The following is a 19,146-nucleotide window of genomic DNA, read 5'->3' on the forward strand; positions in this document are numbered from 1 at the left end:
GCGCCGCCCCGATGCTGCCTAGATGTCGCGGCGCGCGAAGACGCGGCAGGCGACAACGTAGCTTATCGCCATCGCTACGCAGGTCACGCCGACGAACACGGCGGCAGCAAGATACGCCACCCCGTCGGTCCCGAACGAAGCCAGCAGCCCGCTCACCCAATCGGCGACCGCGGAGCCCTTGAACAGACCCTGCGCTGCGTAGATGCCGAAGCACATGATGAGGAACAAGGCCATGGGCGCAAAGGTCGTAGCCTTCGTGAGGCCCGACTTGAACATAAAGGGAAACGAAATCGCGCCGGATAAACCGCTCATGAACGAAGCTACCACCGCGCACAGCACGGCCGCACCCCAGGAGATCTCGGCGTTATCTAACCAATCCGCAAGAACCCCGACGGCAGGCGCCAGCGCGGTGACCCCAGCAATAAGCACCATGTACAGAACCAATGACAGCACCGCCGACGCAGCCATGACGGCAAGCATCATCACATACCGGGCGGCGACCAAGCTCGCCCGATCGGGGTTCGCCGCAAGCCTGAGGTTCAGCCAACCCTGGTCGGCTTCGGCGTTGAACGCCGTTGCCAGGTACAGATACGGGATCTGGAATCCCATCAGGCCGATGAACAGCGCCGGATTCCCCGAGAAGAAGGCTGCGACCAGCGCGGCCGCAAGCGATATGCCCATGGCCGACACGATGCTCCAGCGCACGATGATCCAGTCGGTCAGTATGTTCTCCCTCATAGTTCCTCCCCCCTGATGTGAAACGCCATGAACTCCTCGATGCTGATCGGATCGCATGGGATGTCGGGAAACGCGCGGGCGAAGCCGAATCGGTCGGGCACCAGAACGTCCACGCTGTAGGCGTGGCGCCGAGCCAGCACGCGGTCCCCGGCGGCCTTGCAGTGCGCCGTCACCGGTTCAACCTGGTCGACGCGGCAGCGCGCGATCCCGAACCGCTCCCTCAGGTCGTCTTTCGGAACGTCGAACACACCGCGCCCCGCGTCGATGCACACCACCGTATCGGCCACTTTTTCGAGGTCGGATGTGATGTGCGTAGAGAACAGGATGCCGTGTTCCCCATCGGAGACGTAATCGAGCAGGATGTCGAGGGTCTCGTCCCGCGCCATGGGATCGAGGCCCGCCGTCGCCTCGTCTAAAACGAGCAGGCGCGTCTCGAACGACAGCGCAGCGGCCAGCGACAGCTTCATCGCCATGCCGCGGGAAAGCTCTTTGACGGTCTTCTTCCCCGTGAGGCCGAATTCGCCCATCAACCGGTTGAATCGTGCAGAATCCCAGGTAGTATGCATAGCCTGGCCCAAAGGATCGATGCTGCTCAGGGGAAGCGCCGACGGAAACGGGCAGGTATCGGGCACATATCCCACCTGCTCCATGCATCGACGGTAGTCGGCCGCCGGCACCCTGCGATAGCCGCCTTCAGCCACAGGGCCGAAGACCTCCTCGCCGAACAGGACGATCCTACCCGCATCGGGATTCACCAATCCCAACAGCGATTTGATGGTAGTCGACTTGCCCGCACCGTTCGACCCCACCAGGCCGGTCACGCATCCCGCATCGACGCTCAGATCGACGGACCTGAGAGCGAAGTCGCCGAAGCGCTTCTCGAGGCCCCGAATCGAGACAAGGTTTCCCATGCCCGCTCCTCTCTATCCGACGCCCTCCGAAAGGACGTCGATCATGTCGTGCACATCGGACACGGAAAGGCCCGCCGCCCGAGACGACGCCAGCGCCGCCTCGAGCTGCTTCTCGACCTGGCGGATACGCTCTTCCCGAAGGACGTCGCCGCTTCCGCCCGCAACGAAGCTCCCTTTTCCGGGGATCGTGTCGATGAACCCCTGCGACTCGAGGTCGGTGTAGGACCGCTTCGTGGTGATCACGCTGACCCGAAGATCGTTCGCGAGCGATCTGATCGAGGGAAGCGCATCCCCCTCGCTCAGGTCACCCGACAGGATCGCGTCGCGGATCTGCGAAGCGATCTGCTCGTAGATAGGTCGGTCACCCGAATTCGAAATGACGATGTTCACGTGCCTCTCCGTTCCCGCAAAAGCCGGCCTCTCGCGGAATGAAATCGACATAGCATGCATACTGTATATGTACGATATATACAGTATATACAGAGACAGGGGCCCTTGCAACACAAAAACCCAAGCTTCCGGCCGAACCCGCGATCGGCGCTTGGCGCGCCTTCCACCAAGCGCCCCGAAAAACCGAAAAGCCCCTCGACCGAAGGGCTTTTCTCATGAACGGGCAAACGCGCGGTTTATCGGGGGGCGCCTTGTGCGCTCAACCGATCTTCGGAACGTAGGCGAGCGCTTCGCGGTTCAGGCGCTCCCACGTTTCGGCATCGAGCTGACGTTCGGCGAAGGGGTACACCACCGTGTTCTCCTTCTCGATATGGCGCCGGATCATGTGCACGTACTCCATGCCCCAGCTGATGATCTCGAGCTTGTCGGCAACCGAAGGGTCCGCAGCGTAGCGCTCGCACGCGGCGGAAAGCTCCCTCACGCACATGCGCCCCTCATCGTGCTCGACCAGCATGCCGTGCTGGATGAGGTTTTCCGCAACCTTGCCGAGCTGCTTGGTCATCTCGGCGAACAGGATGTCTTCTTCCTTCATGTGATGGGTGGCATCGCCGAACTCGCGGATGAATTCGACGATGGATGCGAATTCGTCCGCATCGAACGCGTCGCGCTCCATAAGCTCGATGCTCATCTGCTCGAGGCGGGCGGCCGCCTCGAGAATGCGGTCGTGCTCTTCGACCAGGATATCGATCAGCAGCATGCTACACCTCCGTGCTCAAACGAAACGTACCCGCACCCATCGGGGAAAACGCGAAACCCAGGGTACGCGCGAACCCGCGCATCCACGCCGTGCGCAAATCGAGGTACCCGACGGCGGGATGGGCCGTCGCATCGATGCTCCAGACGATCTCGTCGGGATCGTTCGACACCAGCGACATCAGCCCGTCGCAGGGCATGCCGTCGAGCCAGGCCGCATCCAAAGCGTTCCATGCGGCGGCGAGTTCGAGCGGACCGGCCTGCCGTGCGGCCCGCTCCCCCATCGACTCGAGGTGGGACGCCAGGTCTTCCGCACGATCGACTATCGGAGCGCACGCGAACGCAAGCGAGCGCTCGGCGTTATCGACCAGCGCGCTCAGACTTCCGTGGATCTGAGACAGGTCGATGACCTGCTCGATATCCCCCTGCGGTGCGGGCCATGCGGCCGCAAGGGCTTCGGCGTGCCCGGACGTCCAACCCTGCGCGTCGGAAAAGCGCGCGATCTCCTCGGCGGTCGCATGGACCGAGCGCGCCTTCGCGTACATGCGGTGGTGGATAGGGCCGAGAAATGCGCTCATGGCGCTCCTTTCGATCGGAGGAGACGAGGTTCGATAGGACGATGCGCCCCTCCCCGATGCGCGCAGAGGAATGGGCGCGCATCGGACGGGCGCTTGGGAAAAACGAAGCTAGGCGTTCAGCTTCTCGAGGATGGGCTCGACGGCCAGGCCGTGGACGAGCGCCGCATCGGCCAGCGATTCGCTTTGCGAAGCGGGGCAGCCCATGCAGCCCATTCCGGCGGCCTCCAGGATGGCGACCGCACCGGGATGCTTGCGGATGATCTCGCCCACCAGCATATCGGCGGTGATGGCGTCTGCCTTGGCGGCAGCGGCTGCCTCTTCGCCGAAGAACAGAGCGAGGTCGTCTTCCACCGTGCCGATGCCGGCAATGCCGAAGTTCTCGACGAGGACGCCGGCAACCGTCGGCGAGAGGAACGCCGGCAGGGTGGGCCCGAGGTGGATGTTCTTCACGCCCAGGTGGAGCAGGGCGAGAAGCACGATAACGGCCTTCTGCTCGTACCAGGCGATGTTGTAGACGATGGGAAGGTCGTTGATGTCGTCGAGGCCGAACACTTCCTGGAGCTTCATCGCGATGACCGCAAGCGAATACGAGTCGTTGCACTGGCCTGCATCCAGAACGCGCGGGATGCCGTTGATGTCGCCCAGGTCGAGCTTGTTGTACTTGTACTTCGCGCAACCCGCCGTGAGGATGACGGCGTCTTTCGGAAGCGCCTTGGCGAAGTCGGTGTAGTAGTTGCGGCTCTTCGCGCGGCCGTCGCAACCGGCCATGACGACGAACTTCTTGATGGCTCCGGCCTTCACCGCGTCGACCACGGCGTCGGCGAGCGCGAGCACCTGGTTGTGGGCGAACCCGCCGACGATGGACCCCTCTTCGATCTGGACCGGGGGCTCGCAGCGCTTCGCGTGCTCGATCAGGGCGCTGAAATCCTTGCGGCCGTTCTCATCGGCCTCGATATGAGGGCAACCCTCGAAACCCGACGCCCCGGTGGTGTAGATGCGCTCGGCCACCTCGCCGCGCGGGGGAACGATGCAGTTCGTGGTGAACAGGATGGGGCCGTTGAAGCTCTTGAACTCCTCGCGCTGCTTCCACCAGGCGTTACCGTAGTTGCCCACCAGGTTCTCGTACTTTTTGAACTGGGGATAATAGTGCGCGGGCAGCATCTCGGAGTGCGTGTACACGTCCACGCCCGTGCCCTGGGTCTGCTCGAGCAGCATCTCGAGATCGTGCAGGTCGTGACCGGAAACGAGGATGGCGGGGTTGTTGCGCACGCCGATGTTCACGCTGGTGATCTCGGGGTTGCCGTATGCGCCGGTGTTCGCGGCATCCAGGGCGGCCATGACGTCCACACCGTACTTGCCGGTCTCGAGGGTAAGCGCGATCAGCGCATCGGCGCTCAGGGAGTCGTCGCGGGTCTTGGCAAGGGCATCCTGCAAGAACGCATCGACCTCGGGGAGGAACGTGCCGAACGCGTTGACATGGTGGTTGTAAGCCGCCATGCCCTTCAGGCCGTAGGTGATGAGCTCGCGCAGGCTCCGGACGTCCTCGTTCTCGGTTGCCATGACGCCGACCTGGGAAGACAGCGCATCCCAGTCACCTTCGCCATCCCATGCGTCGATGGCGGCGTCGCCCAGCCGGGCGTTCAGCTCGAGGGTGGCCTTCACGGTCTGGCCGATGCGGGCGCTGATGGCCTCGTTGTCGAAATTGGCGTTGGTGATGGTGACGAACAGGTTCTCGGTCACCATATAGTTCACTGCGTTGTCGATCTCGGCTCCCTGGGCGCGCAAAGCGGTAGTCACGCGAGCGAGGTTGCGCGTCGCGAACATCAGGAGATCCTGCAGGTTCGCGGTCTCGGGGGATTTTCCGCACACGCCGGAAACGGTGCAGGCGCTGCAACCGGCCGTCTCCTGGCACTGATAGCAATACATCTTGGATTCCATGGTCCCGCCTCTCAATGGGATTGACAATGGATCCAACCTACGCGCTACGCGCACCACTGTATGTTGTTCTTACAACATTGCGCACAAACTTTTGAGAACGGACAGGCGACGCGAGGAAGAAGCTGAAGGCCGGAGGTAGACCAGGAAAACGTCCGCCAATCGCACCGCAAATACATCGGATGAGCTGAGTTTCGAAGTCTTTATGCGACGATAATCACCTATCGTCGCAATCGTTGTACAACGATACGCTCCTATCGTTGCACAATCGTTGCGACGATACGACGAAAGGTCGGCAAACCCCTGCTTGGGCCCTACCTCACAAACGCGACTTGAATACCGGGTCTCCCCAGCTATGGGTGGAAGACATCTTCTCGTCGTCCATCGGCAGCAGGAGGTATCTGTTCGGCGTTCTGCGCCCCTCGGTGTCGTTCCATGTGGAATCGACGGAATACCACTGACCATCGACCTTGACCTGGTTCCATGCATGGCCCTCGTTGCTGGAAGTGGCTTCGCCCGTCACGACCATGGAGGTCAACCCTGCCTTCTGGGCCAGGATCTGGAATGCCTGGGCGTAACCCTCGCACACGGCCTTGCCCTCTACGAAAACACCCGTCGCCTGGTGATCCGACACATCGTCCGGCTTCGCGACAATGTCTCTGTTCGACTCGTAATCGTAGGTTGCGTTGGCGGCGATCCAGTCGTTGATGGCGATCACCTTGTCGCGTTCGCTCATGCCCGGCGTGATGATGCGGGCAATCACATCGTCCGCTGAAGCAGCGCTTTCCTTGAACCCGTTGAGGCGATCCTTGGATTCAAGTAGATAGGTCACTCCGACCACGCCGCCTCGCGCCCGGCTGAAGGAGTACCTGGAAAACATCGGAACCGTGGGGTTCAGTCCGTAGACCTCTTCGAACGCCATCCGCAACGTATGCGGGTCGTCGGCTTCCGGGAAGCGCGAAACGTCGATCACCTCTTCGCCGTTCATCATGTTGGCGGCAAGGTACTTCGTGAGGCTCATCGTCCCCACCGGCTCCACGTCGGTCTTCGGGTACGTGTCGGCGATTTTCGCATCGCCGATATCGGAGGGATAGCCGATCTCCAGCACGCCGGCTCCCGTCAGAAGGCCTTCCCGAGCCTCCTTGTTCAGCTCCTCCAGCTTCTCCTTGTAGGTTGCGGGATCCACGTTGTCCACGGTGAAGCCGCACAAGAGCTTGGATGAGCCAACAGCGGCCTTCACGCCGAGGCGATCTCCTTGCAGCGTGGCATGCTCGACATCGAAAACCACCGGATACGAGCGCGTGCGGCCATCGGCCATGAGCACGGGAACCGTGCTGGGAACAGAGGCGAGTCCATCCAGAGCGGCAGAGGAGCCGCCCATGAGCTTCTTCCAAGCCGTCTCGTTGATGGAGATCGGAACGTTTGCCAGGATGCCCTCGATGTCGATGGGGTCGGAAAGGTACGAGGTCTTGTTATCCCCGACGGCGATCACCGCCAGGGTTCTTCCCGGGCCGTTGCGCAAAGCCTCGGTCGCAACGGCGTCGAACCCGCTGCCCTCAGAGCCCTTGGAGCGCTCTCTATCGTGGAAAACGCAGTTGACCTCGGATGACAAAGGCGTGTATTCGTCGGAGTTCCACGAGGTGTCCTCCGAAAGGCCGACGAGCCGCGGCGCCAATTCCGCTTTCCCGCTATCGGGAAGGGGATAGTTCTTCATCGTGACGATCTTGTAGCCGACGGCCCCTTCCACGGGATCCCACGTGACGTCGAGCGAGCCGTCTTCGCGCTGCGTGCACTGGACATGCTGCGGGGCGGGAAGGAGGTTGTCATCGGAAACGCGAATGCGGCGCACCACCGGGCGCTCCAACAGGCGGCCGGTATCGGTGTCGTTGTACTGCACCAGGTAGTAGATCGGCAGGCTGCCCCATCCGCCGAATCCCACCACTTCGCGCGCAGAGGACGCGATCGTCTTCTCGATGCCGCCCTTTTCCACGGCGTTGTTGCCGACGAGGTAGTCGTCGCTTATCCGCTCGCCGAAACCGTCGTTAGGGCCCACCACGATCTCCTGGAAGCCGTACTCGATCTGGATGGGGAGCTCGATCTCGAAGTTCGTGTCGGCGTACAGGCGAAACATCTTCTGCTCGCCGTTTACGTCCTTCTCCACCGAAGAGCGCTTCACCGAGGTGGGGATGGTCAGCGCCTCATCCTGACCGATGGTCTGCACACCCTCCATCATCGTGAAGGGGTCGTCGGTGCTTTCGCGCAGCTTATCGATGGCATCGCCCTCGGCGGCGAGCGCCGTCACGGGCGAGAGAGCCGTGAATGCCAGGACAACGGAGGCGAGTGCGGAGGCGAGAATCTTCTTGCGCATATCAGTTCCCCTCGAAAGCATCGACGTGAATTACCTTGGCATAGACGACCTCGTCCTCGCCGACCACCCGGCTGTAGGCCACCGCGTAGAGGGGCGCCCCCGGCGTCTTCGCCTCGTAGACGATCGACGAGCTGGCCGTTTGCCCGGGACTCGTGCCGCTCTCGAACGCCTTGGCCAGGTCATCCGAGGAAGCTGAAGGCCCTTCGCCCGTCAGGCGCTTGCGATCCGCAAAGCCCAGCATGGAATCTGCAACGGAATCCAGGGCGAACACCTCGCCTTCTTTCGGGAGAGTCGAGGGGTCCTGGGTGAAGAAGTAGCTCATTTGGAACGGAACATCGAGGGGCTGACGCAGGTCGGAACGGTTCGTCCCATCGTAGGAAACGGTGACGAGCTCGGTGTCGGGATCGTCGGGGTAGCGCGCGCTACGATCGACCTTGGTCAGCTTGAACTGGAACTCCCCAAGCGAGGTGAACGCGACGAACGCTCCGTCCTCGTAGCTGGAAGCGTTGCTCTCAAGAAGCTTCTCCGCCTTCGCACGGGCGTCGCCGGAAGGGCCGTCGGAGTGATTCCCATTCGGGCTTTCTCCAGACTTTCCGGCATTGGCCTCGAGGAACGGGTTCGTCCGGGTTTCGAAGAACTTCACTTCCCTGTAGGCTTCGCTTTCCGACGCCGAGCCCTTGCCTGCGTCGCCCCCTGTGCATCCCGTGCACGAAAGGACGATGGCTGCAACCGCCAAAACGGCGCATATCCTGCTCCGAGAAATCCCCATCTGCTCGCTCCTTCGGACACCGTTGCCGGCACACGAACGCATCCGTTTCCCATGCTATCGGTGCGGCCTGGTTTTTCGGCCCTCCCGGTTTGCGCGTCGACCGCGCGTTGCTTTCTCCCATAACCCTGCGCACTCTGCGGGGCAAAGCGGCCCGAATAAGAGTGCGGACGTAATCGATTGTAGCAGCGGGACTACCGTTCGACCAGTAACCGGGCGCGAACGGGAGCTTGCGGCGGCGCCTACCCTTCCAGCTTCTCCGATGCTTCCAGCCATTCCAGCTCGTATTCCTCAAGCTGCGCCCGCACTTCGTCTATTCGGGACTGGACCTCGCCCAACCCGACGAAATCCGTCGGATCGACCTCGAACATCGAGGCCTGCAGCTCGTCGATCTTCTTGCGTGCGGTGGACATCTTGCGATCGAGCGACAGCACCAGCTTCTTCAGCGCGCGCTCCTCGGCGTTGGACAGCCCCTTCGATCGAGCGGGTGCGGCGGGAGACGCCGAAGCGGGGTGCGCCGGCTGGTGGGACCCTGCGCGCTCGCGCATCGCCGATTCCTCTTCATCCGCCAAAGCGAGGTATTCGCCCACGCCTCCGGGCAGATGCCGAAGACGCCCGCCGATCAGCGCATACTGGTCGTCGGTCACACGCTCCATGAGGTAGCGATCGTGAGTGACCAGCACCAACGTGCCAGGCCAACCATCCAGCAGGTCTTCGACCGATGCTAGCATATCGACATCGAGGTCGTTTCCCGGTTCGTCGAGGATGAGCACGTTCGGCTCGTCGAGAAGGATCAGCATCAGGGCGAGGCGGCGCTTCTGGCCGCCCGACAGGTCGCACACCGGCTCGTTCAGATCGCTTTTCGTGAAACCCAAACGCTCGAGCAGCTGGGCGGGCGTCTGCTCCTTGCCGTCCAGCATCACGCGCGTATGGTAGCGCCCGATCACCACGCGCACGCGATCGCTTCCGAACGAGGTCAGCTCGTCGAGATGCTGGGACAGCACTGCGAACCTCACGGTTTTGCCGATTTTGACGCGGCCGGCCGAAGGTTGCTGAAGTCCCTGCAGGGTGCGCAGCAGCGTGGTTTTGCCCGCGCCGTTGCATCCCACCAACCCGATGCGGTCCCCCGGGCCGATTATCCAGGTGATGTCGTCGAGAACGCGGCGATCGCCGAACGACACCGACACCCCCTTGAAGTCGATGACCTCCTTGCCCAGCCGCGCGACCGCCATCCGCTTCAGCTCGATCTCGTTTCGCAGCGGGGGAACGTCAGCGATAAGCGCCTGAGCGGCCGCGACGTGGAACTTGGGCTTGGTCGACCGGGCACGGGCGCCGCGCGAGAGCCACGCCAGCTCGCGCCTCAGCTTGTTCTGCCGACGCTCTTCCATAACCGCCGCCACCCTGTCGCGCTCGACGCGCTGCATGATGTAGGCGGAGAACCCGCCCTCGAACGGCTCGACTATGCGGTCGTGCACCTCCCACATGTTCAGGCACACCTCGTCGAGGAACCATCGATCGTGCGTAACCACCAGCAGGGCCCCCTGGCCTTCCTTCCAGCGGTGCTTCAGATGGTCGGCGAGCCAGGCGATGGCGCGCACGTCCAGATGGTTCGTAGGTTCGTCCAGCATGAGGACGTCCCAGTCCCCCACCAGCAGCCGGGCCAGATCGACGCGCCGACGCTGGCCTCCGGACAGATCTCCCACGCGGCCCTCCCAGGGGATGTCGCCCGCAAGGCCGCCGATGATCGACCGGATCGTCGGAGAGGCCGCCCATTCGTATTCGGGCCGATCTCCCACGATCGCATGGTGAACCGTATCGTCGTCCGACAGTTCGTCGGTTTGGCTGAGCAGCCCCACGGTCACACCGCGCGTGCGGACCACGCGTCCCGCATCGGGGTCGACCGCGCCGGCAAGCAGCGACAGAAGCATCGACTTACCGTCCCCGTTCCTTCCGACGATGCCCACGCGCGCACCCTCGTCGACTCCCAGCGACACGGATTCGAACACGGTTTTCGTCGGGAATTCGAGACCGACCTTCTCGCAGCCAAGCAGAAATGCCATGGAACCTCTCTTCTTCATGCAAAGGCTTTCATTCTAGCGCAGATGAAGCCGAGGGCTTGCGGCCAAACCCGACGCAGCCCCCGTCGTTGCGGTTCCCGTCCCTGAAAAGGCCCGCATCCTCCGCGAACCTTTGCGCCAAGGCAACCTGAGACGACGGTGCCGGATTAAAGGTACTTTTTGGACACAAGCGGGTACCTTTTGAACCTAGCCGCGCCGGGATCCTCGCCCTAGGTTTTGACCAGGGGAAAACGATGCCTGCATGCAGGCGGAAGGAGGATCGTCATGACCGATCGAAACAAGGGTCGAGCGCTCGATCGCCGCACCTTCCTAAAGGGAACGGTTGCACTCGGCGTCTACGGAGGGCTCATGGGCGCAGGGCTAAGCGCGTGCTCGCCCGCCAAATCCGCCGCACCGACGGCCTGGAAGGCGGGAACCTACACGGCGAACGTCACGGGTCACAACGCCCCGTTCACCATGGGAGTCACCTTCTCGGACAGCGCTATCACCGCCATCGACCTCGGAGCCAACCAAGAATCGCTGGGCGTAGGCGCCGCAGCGCTCAAAGAGCTTTCCGATAAGGCGATGCTCTACCAAAGCAGCAACCTCGACGCCGTGACCGGAGCAACCCTTTCCAGCATGTGCTTCCAGCAGGGGTTGAAAGAGTGCTCCGATCAGGCGGGGGCCTCCAAGGATCTCGCGAAAGCCGCCGGGCCCGAAGACACCATCGAATCCGCCTACAGTGCCGATGTATGCGTGATCGGCGCGGGAGGCGCAGGGCTGACTGCCGCCATATCGGCCGTGCAAGCGGGGGCGAAAGTGGTCGTCGTCGAGAAGTGCGGCATCACGGGCGGCTCCACCAACGTCTCGGAAGGGGCGCTGAACGCCGTCGATCCCGAGCGCCAGAGCAAGCAGAACATCGATGACTCCGTCGACAAGTTCTACGACACCACGTTCAAGGGGGGTCACGAGCAGGGCACACCCGAGCTCATCCGCTACCTCGTAGACAACGCCCTCGATTCAGTGCACTGGCTGGAATCTCTGGGCGTCCAATTCAAGGAGAAGGTGGGGTCTGCCACAGGATCGCTGGGCGAGCGCAGCCACTATCCGGCCACTCCCTCGGGCAACACCTACATACGCGCTTTCCAGGCTTTCGCCGAGGCCCACGCCGACCAGATGACCATCCTGCATGAAACCCAGGTCACTTCCCTCATCGTCGAAAACGGCGCCGTTGCAGGGATCAAGGGCCTGCACCGCAAGAAAGACGAAATCACCGTGAAGGCCAAGGCCGTCGTCGTGGCCACGGGCGGATTCGGCGCAAACGTCGAGTACCGACAGAAGGTGAACACCGGCGTGTGGGCCGACGTGAAACTCGACGACACCATCGGCTGCACCAACATCAAGCCCTGTGCGCAGGGAGAGGGCCTGAAGCTCGCCGAGGATGCGGGCGCCCAGCTGGTGGGCCTGCCCGACATCCAGCTGCACCCCTGCGGCACGCCCGGCACCGGCCTCATGGAAGACATCCGCACCTCGGGTCGCAACCGCATCTTCGTCAACAAGGACGGCGAGCGGTTCGTGAACGAAGGGGCCGAGCGCGACACCCTATGCAAGGCCATCTTCGCCCAGCCCGATTCAACCTATTGGATCGTCGTGAACAAGGTGCGCTATCCTTCCGAAACCGAACCCGATGCCAACGGAGCCACCATCGAGAACATGCTGGCTCTCGAGCATATCGTGAAGGGGGAAAGCGTGAAGGACCTGGCCGCAGCGTGCGGCATGGATCCCGAGAAGCTGCAAGCTTCGATCGACGGCTACAACAAGACGGTTTCGGGGCAGGCCGAGGATCCCTTCGGCTTCAAGGCGAACAACACCGCCGACAAGGAGCTGACCGAAGGACCCTGGTACGCTTGCCGCAAAGTCCCCACCGTGCACCACACGATGGGCGGTATCCGCATCGACGTGGACACCCGTGCGCTCGATGCGAACGGATCGGCTGTTCAGGGCCTGTTCGCATGCGGCGAGTGCACCGGGGGCATCCATGGAAGCAACCGCCTCGGCGGAAACGCCATCGCCGACTGCGTGACGTTCGGGCGGGCCGCTGGAAAGAACGCGGCCGAGGCTGCTCTAGCGACAGGCAACTAGACATCTCCCGTCAAGCGGGGGCGCGCTCATCCGCGCTCCCGCGTCGGGCCCCGATCGTTGGAGAATTCCACCACCCTATCGATGAGCTCCTGCTTTGAATGAACCCCCACCTTGCGATACGCCGAACGCGTGTAGTTCCTGATGGTGTTCTCCGAGTAGTTGAGCGTGTCTGCGATGAAGCTCCTGCTCCTACCTTGGGCGATCAACCGAATGATCGATGCTTCGACCTCGGTCAGACCGTATGCTGCGGCAAAATCGGAACCGCCCCGTACACCCAGGGAAGGAGAAGGGGGCCGACCGGCCACCGGTCCCTTCGCTTCGATCCTGTCCAACTCGAACCCCAGCACCGTATCCCCCATAAGCCGCGGCCTAATGACGAGGGTGGATTCGACCAACACCAAAACCGCCATCACGATCAGCAGCCACAAGCTGTGGTCGAGCGTCGGGCCGACGAAGTACACCACGATCCGCCCGCAGGCCATGAATAGGAGCGACCCTCCGTACACCGCCGCGTACACCAGCGTCGCCGGCCATCGGACATGGCGGGCGATCAGGCATATGAAATACACCAACGGGATGTAGAAACACGTAATGGCGTTGGTGAGGAGAAACGTGCTGGCTTCCTCGGCCAGGTGAGCGCCGCTCATCAAAAAGCAGATGCTCGCCATCATCAGCGTATTCTGGAAAAGCCAGTAGCCCGAGAGCTTGAACCCTCTGCCCCTAACGAGGACGAACCACACCACAACGCACAGCAAAACGACGACGAGGACCTGATGGGCGGACCGTGCCGTTTGGGATAGCTCGCGCAATCTCCCATCAGGGTATCCCAGAGCGACGCCGAGCAACAGCGCGTACAGAAAGAAGGCCGCTACGATCTGCACGATCCCGAAAAGCTGCCGGGGCTCTTCGTACAGCGCGTCGCGATCGGCCGGGTTGGGGCACTTATCCAGCTCCGACATCGCCTGCCAATACGAAAACACCGAGAAAGCGGGCACGAACAGGTTCACCATCCCGGCAACAGCGGGATCGAGGTACCCCATCGCAAGCGACAGAACGCAGGAAAGCGCCAGACCGCCCGCCGCGTACAGGAACACCTGCGCAGGCTTCAGGCGCTCGAGGAAGAAGATCCATATCACTTCCCCACCCACCAGGCCGATACCTCCGACGACGATGCGCAAAGATTCGAAAGACGCTTGGCCGAAGAACAGATCGATCAGGTACAGAAGGCTCGAAGCGGTCATGAGGACGAACCCCGACCAGACGAAGACCCCGCGCCTGGCGCGCGTGAACCCAGCTCGATGAACCAACAGCACCAGCAGGAAGATCACACCTACGCGCACGACGTTGGCGGCGACCGTGACCATCCCGAGATCGACGGAGAAGTGCAGGTTGTAGAAGTTGAACTGGTACCACAGCCGATAGAAGCCGATACCGAAAAAGGCGAAAACGAGAGTGGAGAGGTGAACCGATCTGAACGCCGAAAGCGACCCGGTATGCAGGTGCTCGTCAACGCACGGTCGCTCAGAGCCGATGTCCCCGATCTGTTTTCCCATGTCGGCATTGTATCACAGGATCATAAGATCACCTGATCACCGCTGTTTGGAACAATTTTCGGAAAAACGCTTGACCCTTACGTTAGGGTAGGGTTTACAACATGATCGCGAAAGGAGGAACCGTGTATCTGATCAAGGAAGCCGCTGCGATATCGGGCGTGTCCGTGCGCACGCTGCACCATTACGACCGCATCGGCCTGCTCGTCCCGCACAAGGGAGAAAACGGGTACCGCTATTACACCGAGGAGGATCTTGAAGCGCTTCAGAGCATCCTGTTCTACAAGTACCTGGGCTTTTCCTTGAGCGATGCGCGCGATCTGCTCGAACGGGCGAAAGCCGACCGGATCGGCATGCTCGAACAGCAGCTCTCCCTCCTGAAAGGCGAGCAACGCCGGCTTGCATCGCTCATACGCACCCTGGAAAAAACCATTCGCTACCACAAAGGAGAAACGACCATGACCACCGAAGAGAAATTCTCGGGCCTTTCCTGGAAAGACGGCCTTAAGTACACCGAAGAGGCCAGGAAGCGCTACGGCGACGAAGCGATCGATGGGGCGCTCTCTCGACAGAAAGGGAGGGAACCGGAGGTGGAAACCGCATTCAACCAGGTGTTCTTCGCATTGGCCGACAACCTGGAAAACGGGCTTCCCGCCGACGCGCCGGAAAACCTCGCTCTGGCAGAAACCCTGCTGGGCCATATAAGGAGCTATGCCTTCGACTGCACGATCGAGGTGTTCGGGCACATCGGGGCCGGCTATTACGCCAACCCCGAATTCCGAAAGAACATCGACCGGTTCAAAGAGGGCACGGCCCGCTACGCCAGTGACGCCGTCAAAGCGTTCGTCGAACGCAACCAGGGCTAGATCGGCTCGACGGCGCGGAAGGTCCTACAGGTGGGCGACCACCAGATCGCCCATCCGCTCCGTTCCCACCACCTGGTTGGGATCGGTGTCGGCCTGCTTGATATCGCCCGTGCGCCACCCTTCGTCCAAGACCTCGGCGACCGCGCGGGCGATGTCGTCGGCGGCGTCGGCCATGTCGAAGCTGTAGCGCAGCATCATCTCGACGGAGAGGATCTGCGCCAGCGGGTTGGCGATGCCGCGCCCCGCGATATCGGGCGCGCTTCCGTGGCTGGGCTCGTACAGCGCCGTGCCGTCGCCCAAGCTCGCGCTGGCCAGCATCCCCAGCGATCCGGTGAGCATGGACGCCTCGTCGGACAGGATATCGCCGAACATGTTCTCGGTCACCACGACGTCGAACTGGCGGGGATAGGCGATCAGCTGCATGGCCGTGTTATCCACCAGCATGTCGATCAGTTCGACCTCGGGGTACTCGGCCGCCACGCGGTGGACCACCTCGCGCCACAGGCGGCTGGTATCCAACACGTTGGCCTTGTCGATGGAGTGGACGCGCCCGTTGCGCACCTTCGCCATCTCGAACGCCTGGCGGGCGATGCGCTCGATCTCGTATTCGCGGTACTCGAGCGTGTCGTAGGCGCGCTGCCCCTTGGCCCCGTCTGCGCCGGCGCCGTCTTCGTCGAAGAAGCGCTCGCGCTTGCCGAAGTACAGCCCACCCGTCAGCTCGCGCACAATCATCAGATCGACGCCGTCGATGACCTCGGGCTTCAGCGAGGAAGCGTCGGAAAGCGCGGCGAACGTGCGCACCGGGCGCAGGTTGGTGTAGAGCCCCAGCCCCTTGCGGATAGCCAGCAACCCTTGTTCGGGACGGGGCTTCGACGAATCGGTGGTGTCCCATTTCGGACCTCCCACCGCAGCCAGCAGCACAGCGTCGGCGGTTCGGGCGGCTTCCAGCGTCTCTTCCGGAAGCGGGTTTCCGGTCGCGTCGATGGCAGCTCCCCCGATGAGCCGCTCGTCATAGCTGAACGTCGCGCCGTACTTGGCGCCCACCGCATCGAGGACCTTGATGCCCTCGGCGATGATCTCGGGGCCGATGCCGTCGCCCGGCAGCGTGCAAACGTTGTAATTGGCCATGCTCGCCCTTTCGTCCATGCGCACCGCGCACTGTTGAGGTTTCCCGCTATTGTACGGCTGCTCCGAATGCGAAGCGGCGGGACCCGATTGAATCCCGCCGCCGGAAACACAAACTTTATGGAAGCGCCCGCCTGCGGGCCGCTCGTGGGCGCTAGTTGGTTCCCACGACCTTCTTCGTACGCTCGATCAGGCCGCCCGCCTCGATGATCTCGCGGATGAACGGCGGAAACGGCTGGGCCTGAAACGACTCGCCCGTGGTCTCGTTCACGATGACGCCCGCATCGGCGTCCACGCTCACCACATCCCCCGCCTTGATGGAGTCGACCGCCTCGGGACACTCCATGATGGGCAGCCCGATGTTGATCGAATTGCGGTAGAAGATGCGCGCGAAGCTCTTCGCGATGACCGCGTCGACGCCCGCCGCGCGGATGCAGATGGGCGCATGCTCGCGGGAAGAGCCGCAGCCGAAGTTCTCGTCGGCCACGATGATGTCGCCCGGCTTCACGTTCTTGACGAAGTCGACGTCGAGATCCTCCAGGCAGTGCTTGGCAAGCTCGGCCGGATCCGACGTGTTCAGATAGCGCGCCGGAATGATGACGTCGGTGTCGATGTCGCGGCCGTACCTATGAGCGCGTCCCTTGAATTCCATGCCGCGTCCTCCTTAGTCGATATCTTCCGGCAAACCGATGCGGCCCAGCACCGCGCTGGCGGCGGCAACCGCCGGGGAAGCCAGGTACACCTCGCTCGTGGGATGGCCCATGCGGCCCACGAAATTGCGGTTGGTGGTGGCGATGGCGCGCTCTCCGGCCGCCAGGATGCCCATGTAGCCGCCCAGGCAGGGGCCGCACGTGGGAGTGGAAACGGCGCAGTTCGCATCGAGGAAGACGCCCATGAGGCCCTCTTCCATGCACTGGCGGTAGACCTGCTGGGTCGCGGGGATCACGATGCAGCGCACGTTCGGTGCGACGGTGCGGCCGCGCAGGACCTCGGCGGCGGCGCGCATATCCTCGATGCGGCCGTTCGTGCAGCTGCCGATGACCGCCTGATCGATGGCGATATGGCGCGATTCGCTCACCGGATGCGTGTTCGAGGGGAGGTGCGGCCATGCGACCGTCGGCTCGATGTCGGCCGCGTCGATCTCGTACACGCGCTCGTAGCGCGCATCCGGATCGCTGTGGTACTCGGTGTAGGGACGCTCGACGCGGCCGTCCATGTAGGCGCGCGTGATGTCGTCCACCTCGATGAGGCCGGCCTTGCCCCCCGCCTCGATGGCCATGTTCGAGATCGCCATGCGGGAATCCATGCTCATGGAGCGGATGGCGCTTCCCGTGAACTCCATCGCCTTGTACAGGGCGCCGTCGACGCCGATGAGGCCGATGATATGCAAGATGACGTCCTTGCCGCTCACGCCCGGGCGAAGCTCGCCTTCGATGCGAAACAGAAGCGACTCGGGAACCTTGAACCAGGCGCGGCCCGTGGCGTAGCCCACGCCGGCATCGGTCGAGCCGACGCCCGTGGAAAACGCGCCGAGGGCCCCGTAGGTGCAGGTGTGGCTGTCAGAGCCGATGATCAGATCGCCTGCGCCCACAACGCCCTGCTCGGGAAGGAGCGCGTGCTCGACCCCCATGCAGCCGACCTCGTAGTAGTGGGTGATGCCCTGTTCGTAAGCGAAGTCGCGCACGATCTTGGCCTGTTCGGCCGACTTGATGTCCTTGGCGGGAACGTAGTGGTCGGGGACGAGCGCGATCTTGGTGGGATCGAACACCTTGTCCAGGCCGATCTTCCTGAACTCCTTGATGGCGATGGGGGCCGTAACGTCGTTCGAAAGGATCAGGTCGAGATCGCATTCGATCAGCTGGCCGGGAACCACTTCATCCAAGCCCGCATGGGCCGCCAGGATCTTCTCGGCCATGTTCATGGGACGAGCCATGTCTCTCTCCTTCTATCGGGCGAGCGCGCTTAGGACAACGCGGCGCACAGCGCGTCGAGCAGCGTGATCGCGTAATGCTGGGCGGAGCGGTCCTCTCCCGCATCCTCCCAAGTAGAACCCGGTAATTCGATTGCAATGCGCGAAGTTTGGGCGACCGTGGCGCGCGAGAGCGCCGAATCGAGGCGCCGTGCGAGCGAGCCCTCTCCCCCGTAGGCCACGCGCGGGGTCCCCTCGGCCGACTCCTCGCCGGGCAGCACGATGTGCACGAGCAGCATGTCCTCGCTGGGGAGCACCGAGAGGGCCTCGGCGCTCACGATGCGCGACGCGGGGTTGGTGGCAAGCGCGAGGTTGGACATGCGCGACGCGACGCTGCGCGTGAACCCGTCGGTGCCGAACAGGCACAGCGACCGGCTCTCCAGCACGTTGGCGGCGCGGGCGAAGCCGAGGTTCACCGGCAGCTTGATGGTGCCCTTGCCCTCCCATGAATGATGGAGGTTCCTGATGCAGGCGTACGTGTACGCCCCGGCGATGCCGTCCGACGGCAGCCCCATGTTCAGCTGGAATCGGCGCAGCGCGTCTTCGGTATGGGCGCCGAAGATCCCGTCGTCGTTGCCGCACGAGAACCCCAAAGCCCCCAGCGCCTGCTGAAGGTCGAGCACATCGCGGCCGTGGAAGTGAGGGAGCCGCAGGTAAAGCGTGCGGTCTCCCAGGCGATACGTCGCATCCACCAAAGCGGCCCACACCTTATCGTCCACTTCGTCGCCAGAGGGAAGTCCCGATTGCGCGCAGAACGCGCGCACCGCCGAGGCCGTGGAGGGCCCGAAGACGCCGTCGACGTCCGATTCATCCAGCAACCCGACTACCACCAGGCGCTGCTGAACGTCCTCGACCGCGCTTCCCGTATTGTTCAATCTAATCGTTTCCATATGCGCCATGGTATATCACCCCGACTTTTCATGCCGCGCTCGCACGGTGCGGCACACCAAAGCAACAATCGACGCGCGCTCGAACAAGGCCCCGCGCCGGCGCGCCGC

16 protein-coding genes are annotated in these 19,146 nt (G+C 62.9%); 2 read left to right on the forward strand and 14 right to left on the reverse strand.

All coding sequences use genetic code 11. The features are described 5' to 3' along the window. Window positions 1-18: 18 nt before the first annotated feature. From JI75_RS07260 to JI75_RS07300, 9 genes are all read right to left on the reverse strand, one after another. Complete coding sequence (locus tag JI75_RS07260; protein WP_039689912.1) at window positions 19-738, reverse strand: ABC-2 transporter permease; 720 nt, start codon at window positions 736-738, stop codon at window positions 19-21. Then, complete coding sequence (locus JI75_RS07265; protein ID WP_039689913.1) at window positions 735-1,649, reverse strand: ABC transporter ATP-binding protein; 915 nt, start codon at window positions 1,647-1,649, stop codon at window positions 735-737. The genes JI75_RS07260 and JI75_RS07265 overlap by 4 nt, the downstream gene beginning before the upstream one ends. Window positions 1,650-1,661: 12 nt before the next feature. Continuing rightward, complete coding sequence (locus JI75_RS07270; protein WP_039689915.1) at window positions 1,662-2,039, reverse strand: GntR family transcriptional regulator; 378 nt, start codon at window positions 2,037-2,039, stop codon at window positions 1,662-1,664. A 259-nt stretch (window positions 2,040-2,298) separates the two neighbouring features. Then, window positions 2,299-2,796, reverse strand: coding sequence for a hemerythrin domain-containing protein (locus tag JI75_RS07275; RefSeq protein ID WP_039689916.1), 498 nt, complete (start codon window positions 2,794-2,796; stop codon window positions 2,299-2,301). Window position 2,797: 1 nt separating this feature from the next. Next, window positions 2,798-3,370 carry a hypothetical protein gene (locus JI75_RS07280; RefSeq protein ID WP_039689917.1) on the reverse strand — a complete coding sequence of 191 codons (573 nt, stop codon included), beginning with the start codon at window positions 3,368-3,370 and terminating at the stop codon, window positions 2,798-2,800. Window positions 3,371-3,478: 108 nt separating this feature from the next. After that, window positions 3,479-5,308 (reverse strand): hydroxylamine reductase, encoded by a 1,830-nt coding sequence (gene hcp, locus JI75_RS07285; RefSeq protein ID WP_039689918.1) that lies wholly within the window; start codon window positions 5,306-5,308, stop codon window positions 3,479-3,481. A 316-nt stretch (window positions 5,309-5,624) separates the two neighbouring features. After that, a complete protein-coding gene (locus JI75_RS07290) occupies window positions 5,625-7,673 on the reverse strand; it encodes a transglutaminase domain-containing protein (protein WP_039689919.1) in 2,049 nt (682 codons plus the stop codon). 1 nt (window position 7,674) lies between these two features. After that, the gene (locus tag JI75_RS07295; protein ID WP_039689920.1) at window positions 7,675-8,442 is read right to left on the reverse strand and encodes a hypothetical protein; all 768 of its coding nucleotides are present in this window, start codon (window positions 8,440-8,442) and stop codon (window positions 7,675-7,677) included. A 239-nt stretch (window positions 8,443-8,681) separates the two neighbouring features. Beyond that, complete coding sequence (locus JI75_RS07300; protein WP_039689922.1) at window positions 8,682-10,499, reverse strand: ABC-F family ATP-binding cassette domain-containing protein; 1,818 nt, start codon at window positions 10,497-10,499, stop codon at window positions 8,682-8,684. 282 nt (window positions 10,500-10,781) lie between these two features. Between JI75_RS07300 and JI75_RS07305 the strand changes: the two genes are divergently transcribed. Beyond that, a complete protein-coding gene (locus JI75_RS07305) occupies window positions 10,782-12,638 on the forward strand; it encodes a flavocytochrome c (protein WP_039689926.1) in 1,857 nt (618 codons plus the stop codon). Window positions 12,639-12,664: 26 nt separating this feature from the next. Here JI75_RS07305 and JI75_RS07310 read toward each other — a convergent pair whose 3' ends face one another. Further along, on the reverse strand, window positions 12,665-14,191 hold the full coding sequence (locus tag JI75_RS07310; RefSeq protein ID WP_052241669.1) for a helix-turn-helix transcriptional regulator: 1,527 nt from the start codon (window positions 14,189-14,191) through the stop codon (window positions 12,665-12,667). A 122-nt stretch (window positions 14,192-14,313) separates the two neighbouring features. Between JI75_RS07310 and JI75_RS07315 the strand changes: the two genes are divergently transcribed. Then, the gene (locus JI75_RS07315) at window positions 14,314-15,054 is read left to right on the forward strand and encodes a MerR family transcriptional regulator (RefSeq protein WP_039690765.1); all 741 of its coding nucleotides are present in this window, start codon (window positions 14,314-14,316) and stop codon (window positions 15,052-15,054) included. 24 nt (window positions 15,055-15,078) lie between these two features. On the opposite strand, the gene leuB is transcribed toward JI75_RS07315, so the two are convergent. From leuB to JI75_RS07335, 4 genes are all read right to left on the reverse strand, one after another. Then, entirely contained in the window at window positions 15,079-16,182 is a 1,104-nt protein-coding gene (gene leuB / locus JI75_RS07320) for a 3-isopropylmalate dehydrogenase (RefSeq protein ID WP_039689928.1), read from the reverse strand. Window positions 16,183-16,333: 151 nt separating this feature from the next. After that, window positions 16,334-16,831, reverse strand: coding sequence for a 3-isopropylmalate dehydratase small subunit (leuD, locus tag JI75_RS07325; RefSeq protein ID WP_039689930.1), 498 nt, complete (start codon window positions 16,829-16,831; stop codon window positions 16,334-16,336). Between the two features lie 12 nt (window positions 16,832-16,843). Then, window positions 16,844-18,112, reverse strand: a complete 1,269-nt coding sequence (gene leuC, locus JI75_RS07330) for a 3-isopropylmalate dehydratase large subunit (protein WP_039689934.1) — start codon at window positions 18,110-18,112, stop codon at window positions 16,844-16,846. A gap of 29 nt (window positions 18,113-18,141) precedes the next feature. Beyond that, a complete protein-coding gene (locus JI75_RS07335; protein ID WP_338058744.1) occupies window positions 18,142-19,038 on the reverse strand; it encodes a peptidoglycan-binding domain-containing protein in 897 nt (298 codons plus the stop codon). Window positions 19,039-19,146 lie beyond the last annotated feature (108 nt).

Origin of the sequence: Berryella intestinalis (assembly GCF_000814825.1) — a bacterium.
Classification (GTDB): domain Bacteria; phylum Actinomycetota; class Coriobacteriia; order Coriobacteriales; family Eggerthellaceae; genus Berryella; species Berryella intestinalis.

Excerpts from the sequence above, each read along its gene's own strand:
- JI75_RS07265 (WP_039689913.1), bottom strand. The coding sequence starts at position 1,649 with ATGGGAAACCTTGTCTCGATTCGGGGCCTCGAGAAGCGCTTCGGCGAC.
- hcp (WP_039689918.1), bottom strand. The coding sequence starts at position 5,308 with ATGGAATCCAAGATGTATTGCTATCAGTGCCAGGAGACGGCCGGTTGC.
- JI75_RS07300 (WP_039689922.1), bottom strand. The coding sequence starts at position 10,499 with ATGGCATTTCTGCTTGGCTGCGAGAAGGTCGGTCTCGAATTCCCGACG.
- leuD (WP_039689930.1), bottom strand. The coding sequence starts at position 16,831 with ATGGAATTCAAGGGACGCGCTCATAGGTACGGCCGCGACATCGACACC.
- JI75_RS07335 (WP_338058744.1), bottom strand. The coding sequence starts at position 19,038 with ATGGAAACGATTAGATTGAACAATACGGGAAGCGCGGTCGAGGACGTT.
- JI75_RS07305 (WP_039689926.1), top strand. The coding sequence starts at position 10,782 with ATGACCGATCGAAACAAGGGTCGAGCGCTCGATCGCCGCACCTTCCTA.
- JI75_RS07260 (WP_039689912.1), bottom strand. The coding sequence starts at position 738 with ATGAGGGAGAACATACTGACCGACTGGATCATCGTGCGCTGGAGCATC.
- JI75_RS07290 (WP_039689919.1), bottom strand. The coding sequence starts at position 7,673 with ATGCGCAAGAAGATTCTCGCCTCCGCACTCGCCTCCGTTGTCCTGGCA.
- JI75_RS07295 (WP_039689920.1), bottom strand. The coding sequence starts at position 8,442 with ATGGGGATTTCTCGGAGCAGGATATGCGCCGTTTTGGCGGTTGCAGCC.
- JI75_RS07280 (WP_039689917.1), bottom strand. The coding sequence starts at position 3,370 with ATGAGCGCATTTCTCGGCCCTATCCACCACCGCATGTACGCGAAGGCG.
- leuC (WP_039689934.1), bottom strand. The coding sequence starts at position 18,112 with ATGGCTCGTCCCATGAACATGGCCGAGAAGATCCTGGCGGCCCATGCG.
- JI75_RS07275 (WP_039689916.1), bottom strand. The coding sequence starts at position 2,796 with ATGCTGCTGATCGATATCCTGGTCGAAGAGCACGACCGCATTCTCGAG.
- JI75_RS07310 (WP_052241669.1), bottom strand. The coding sequence starts at position 14,191 with ATGGGAAAACAGATCGGGGACATCGGCTCTGAGCGACCGTGCGTTGAC.
- leuB (WP_039689928.1), bottom strand. The coding sequence starts at position 16,182 with ATGGCCAATTACAACGTTTGCACGCTGCCGGGCGACGGCATCGGCCCC.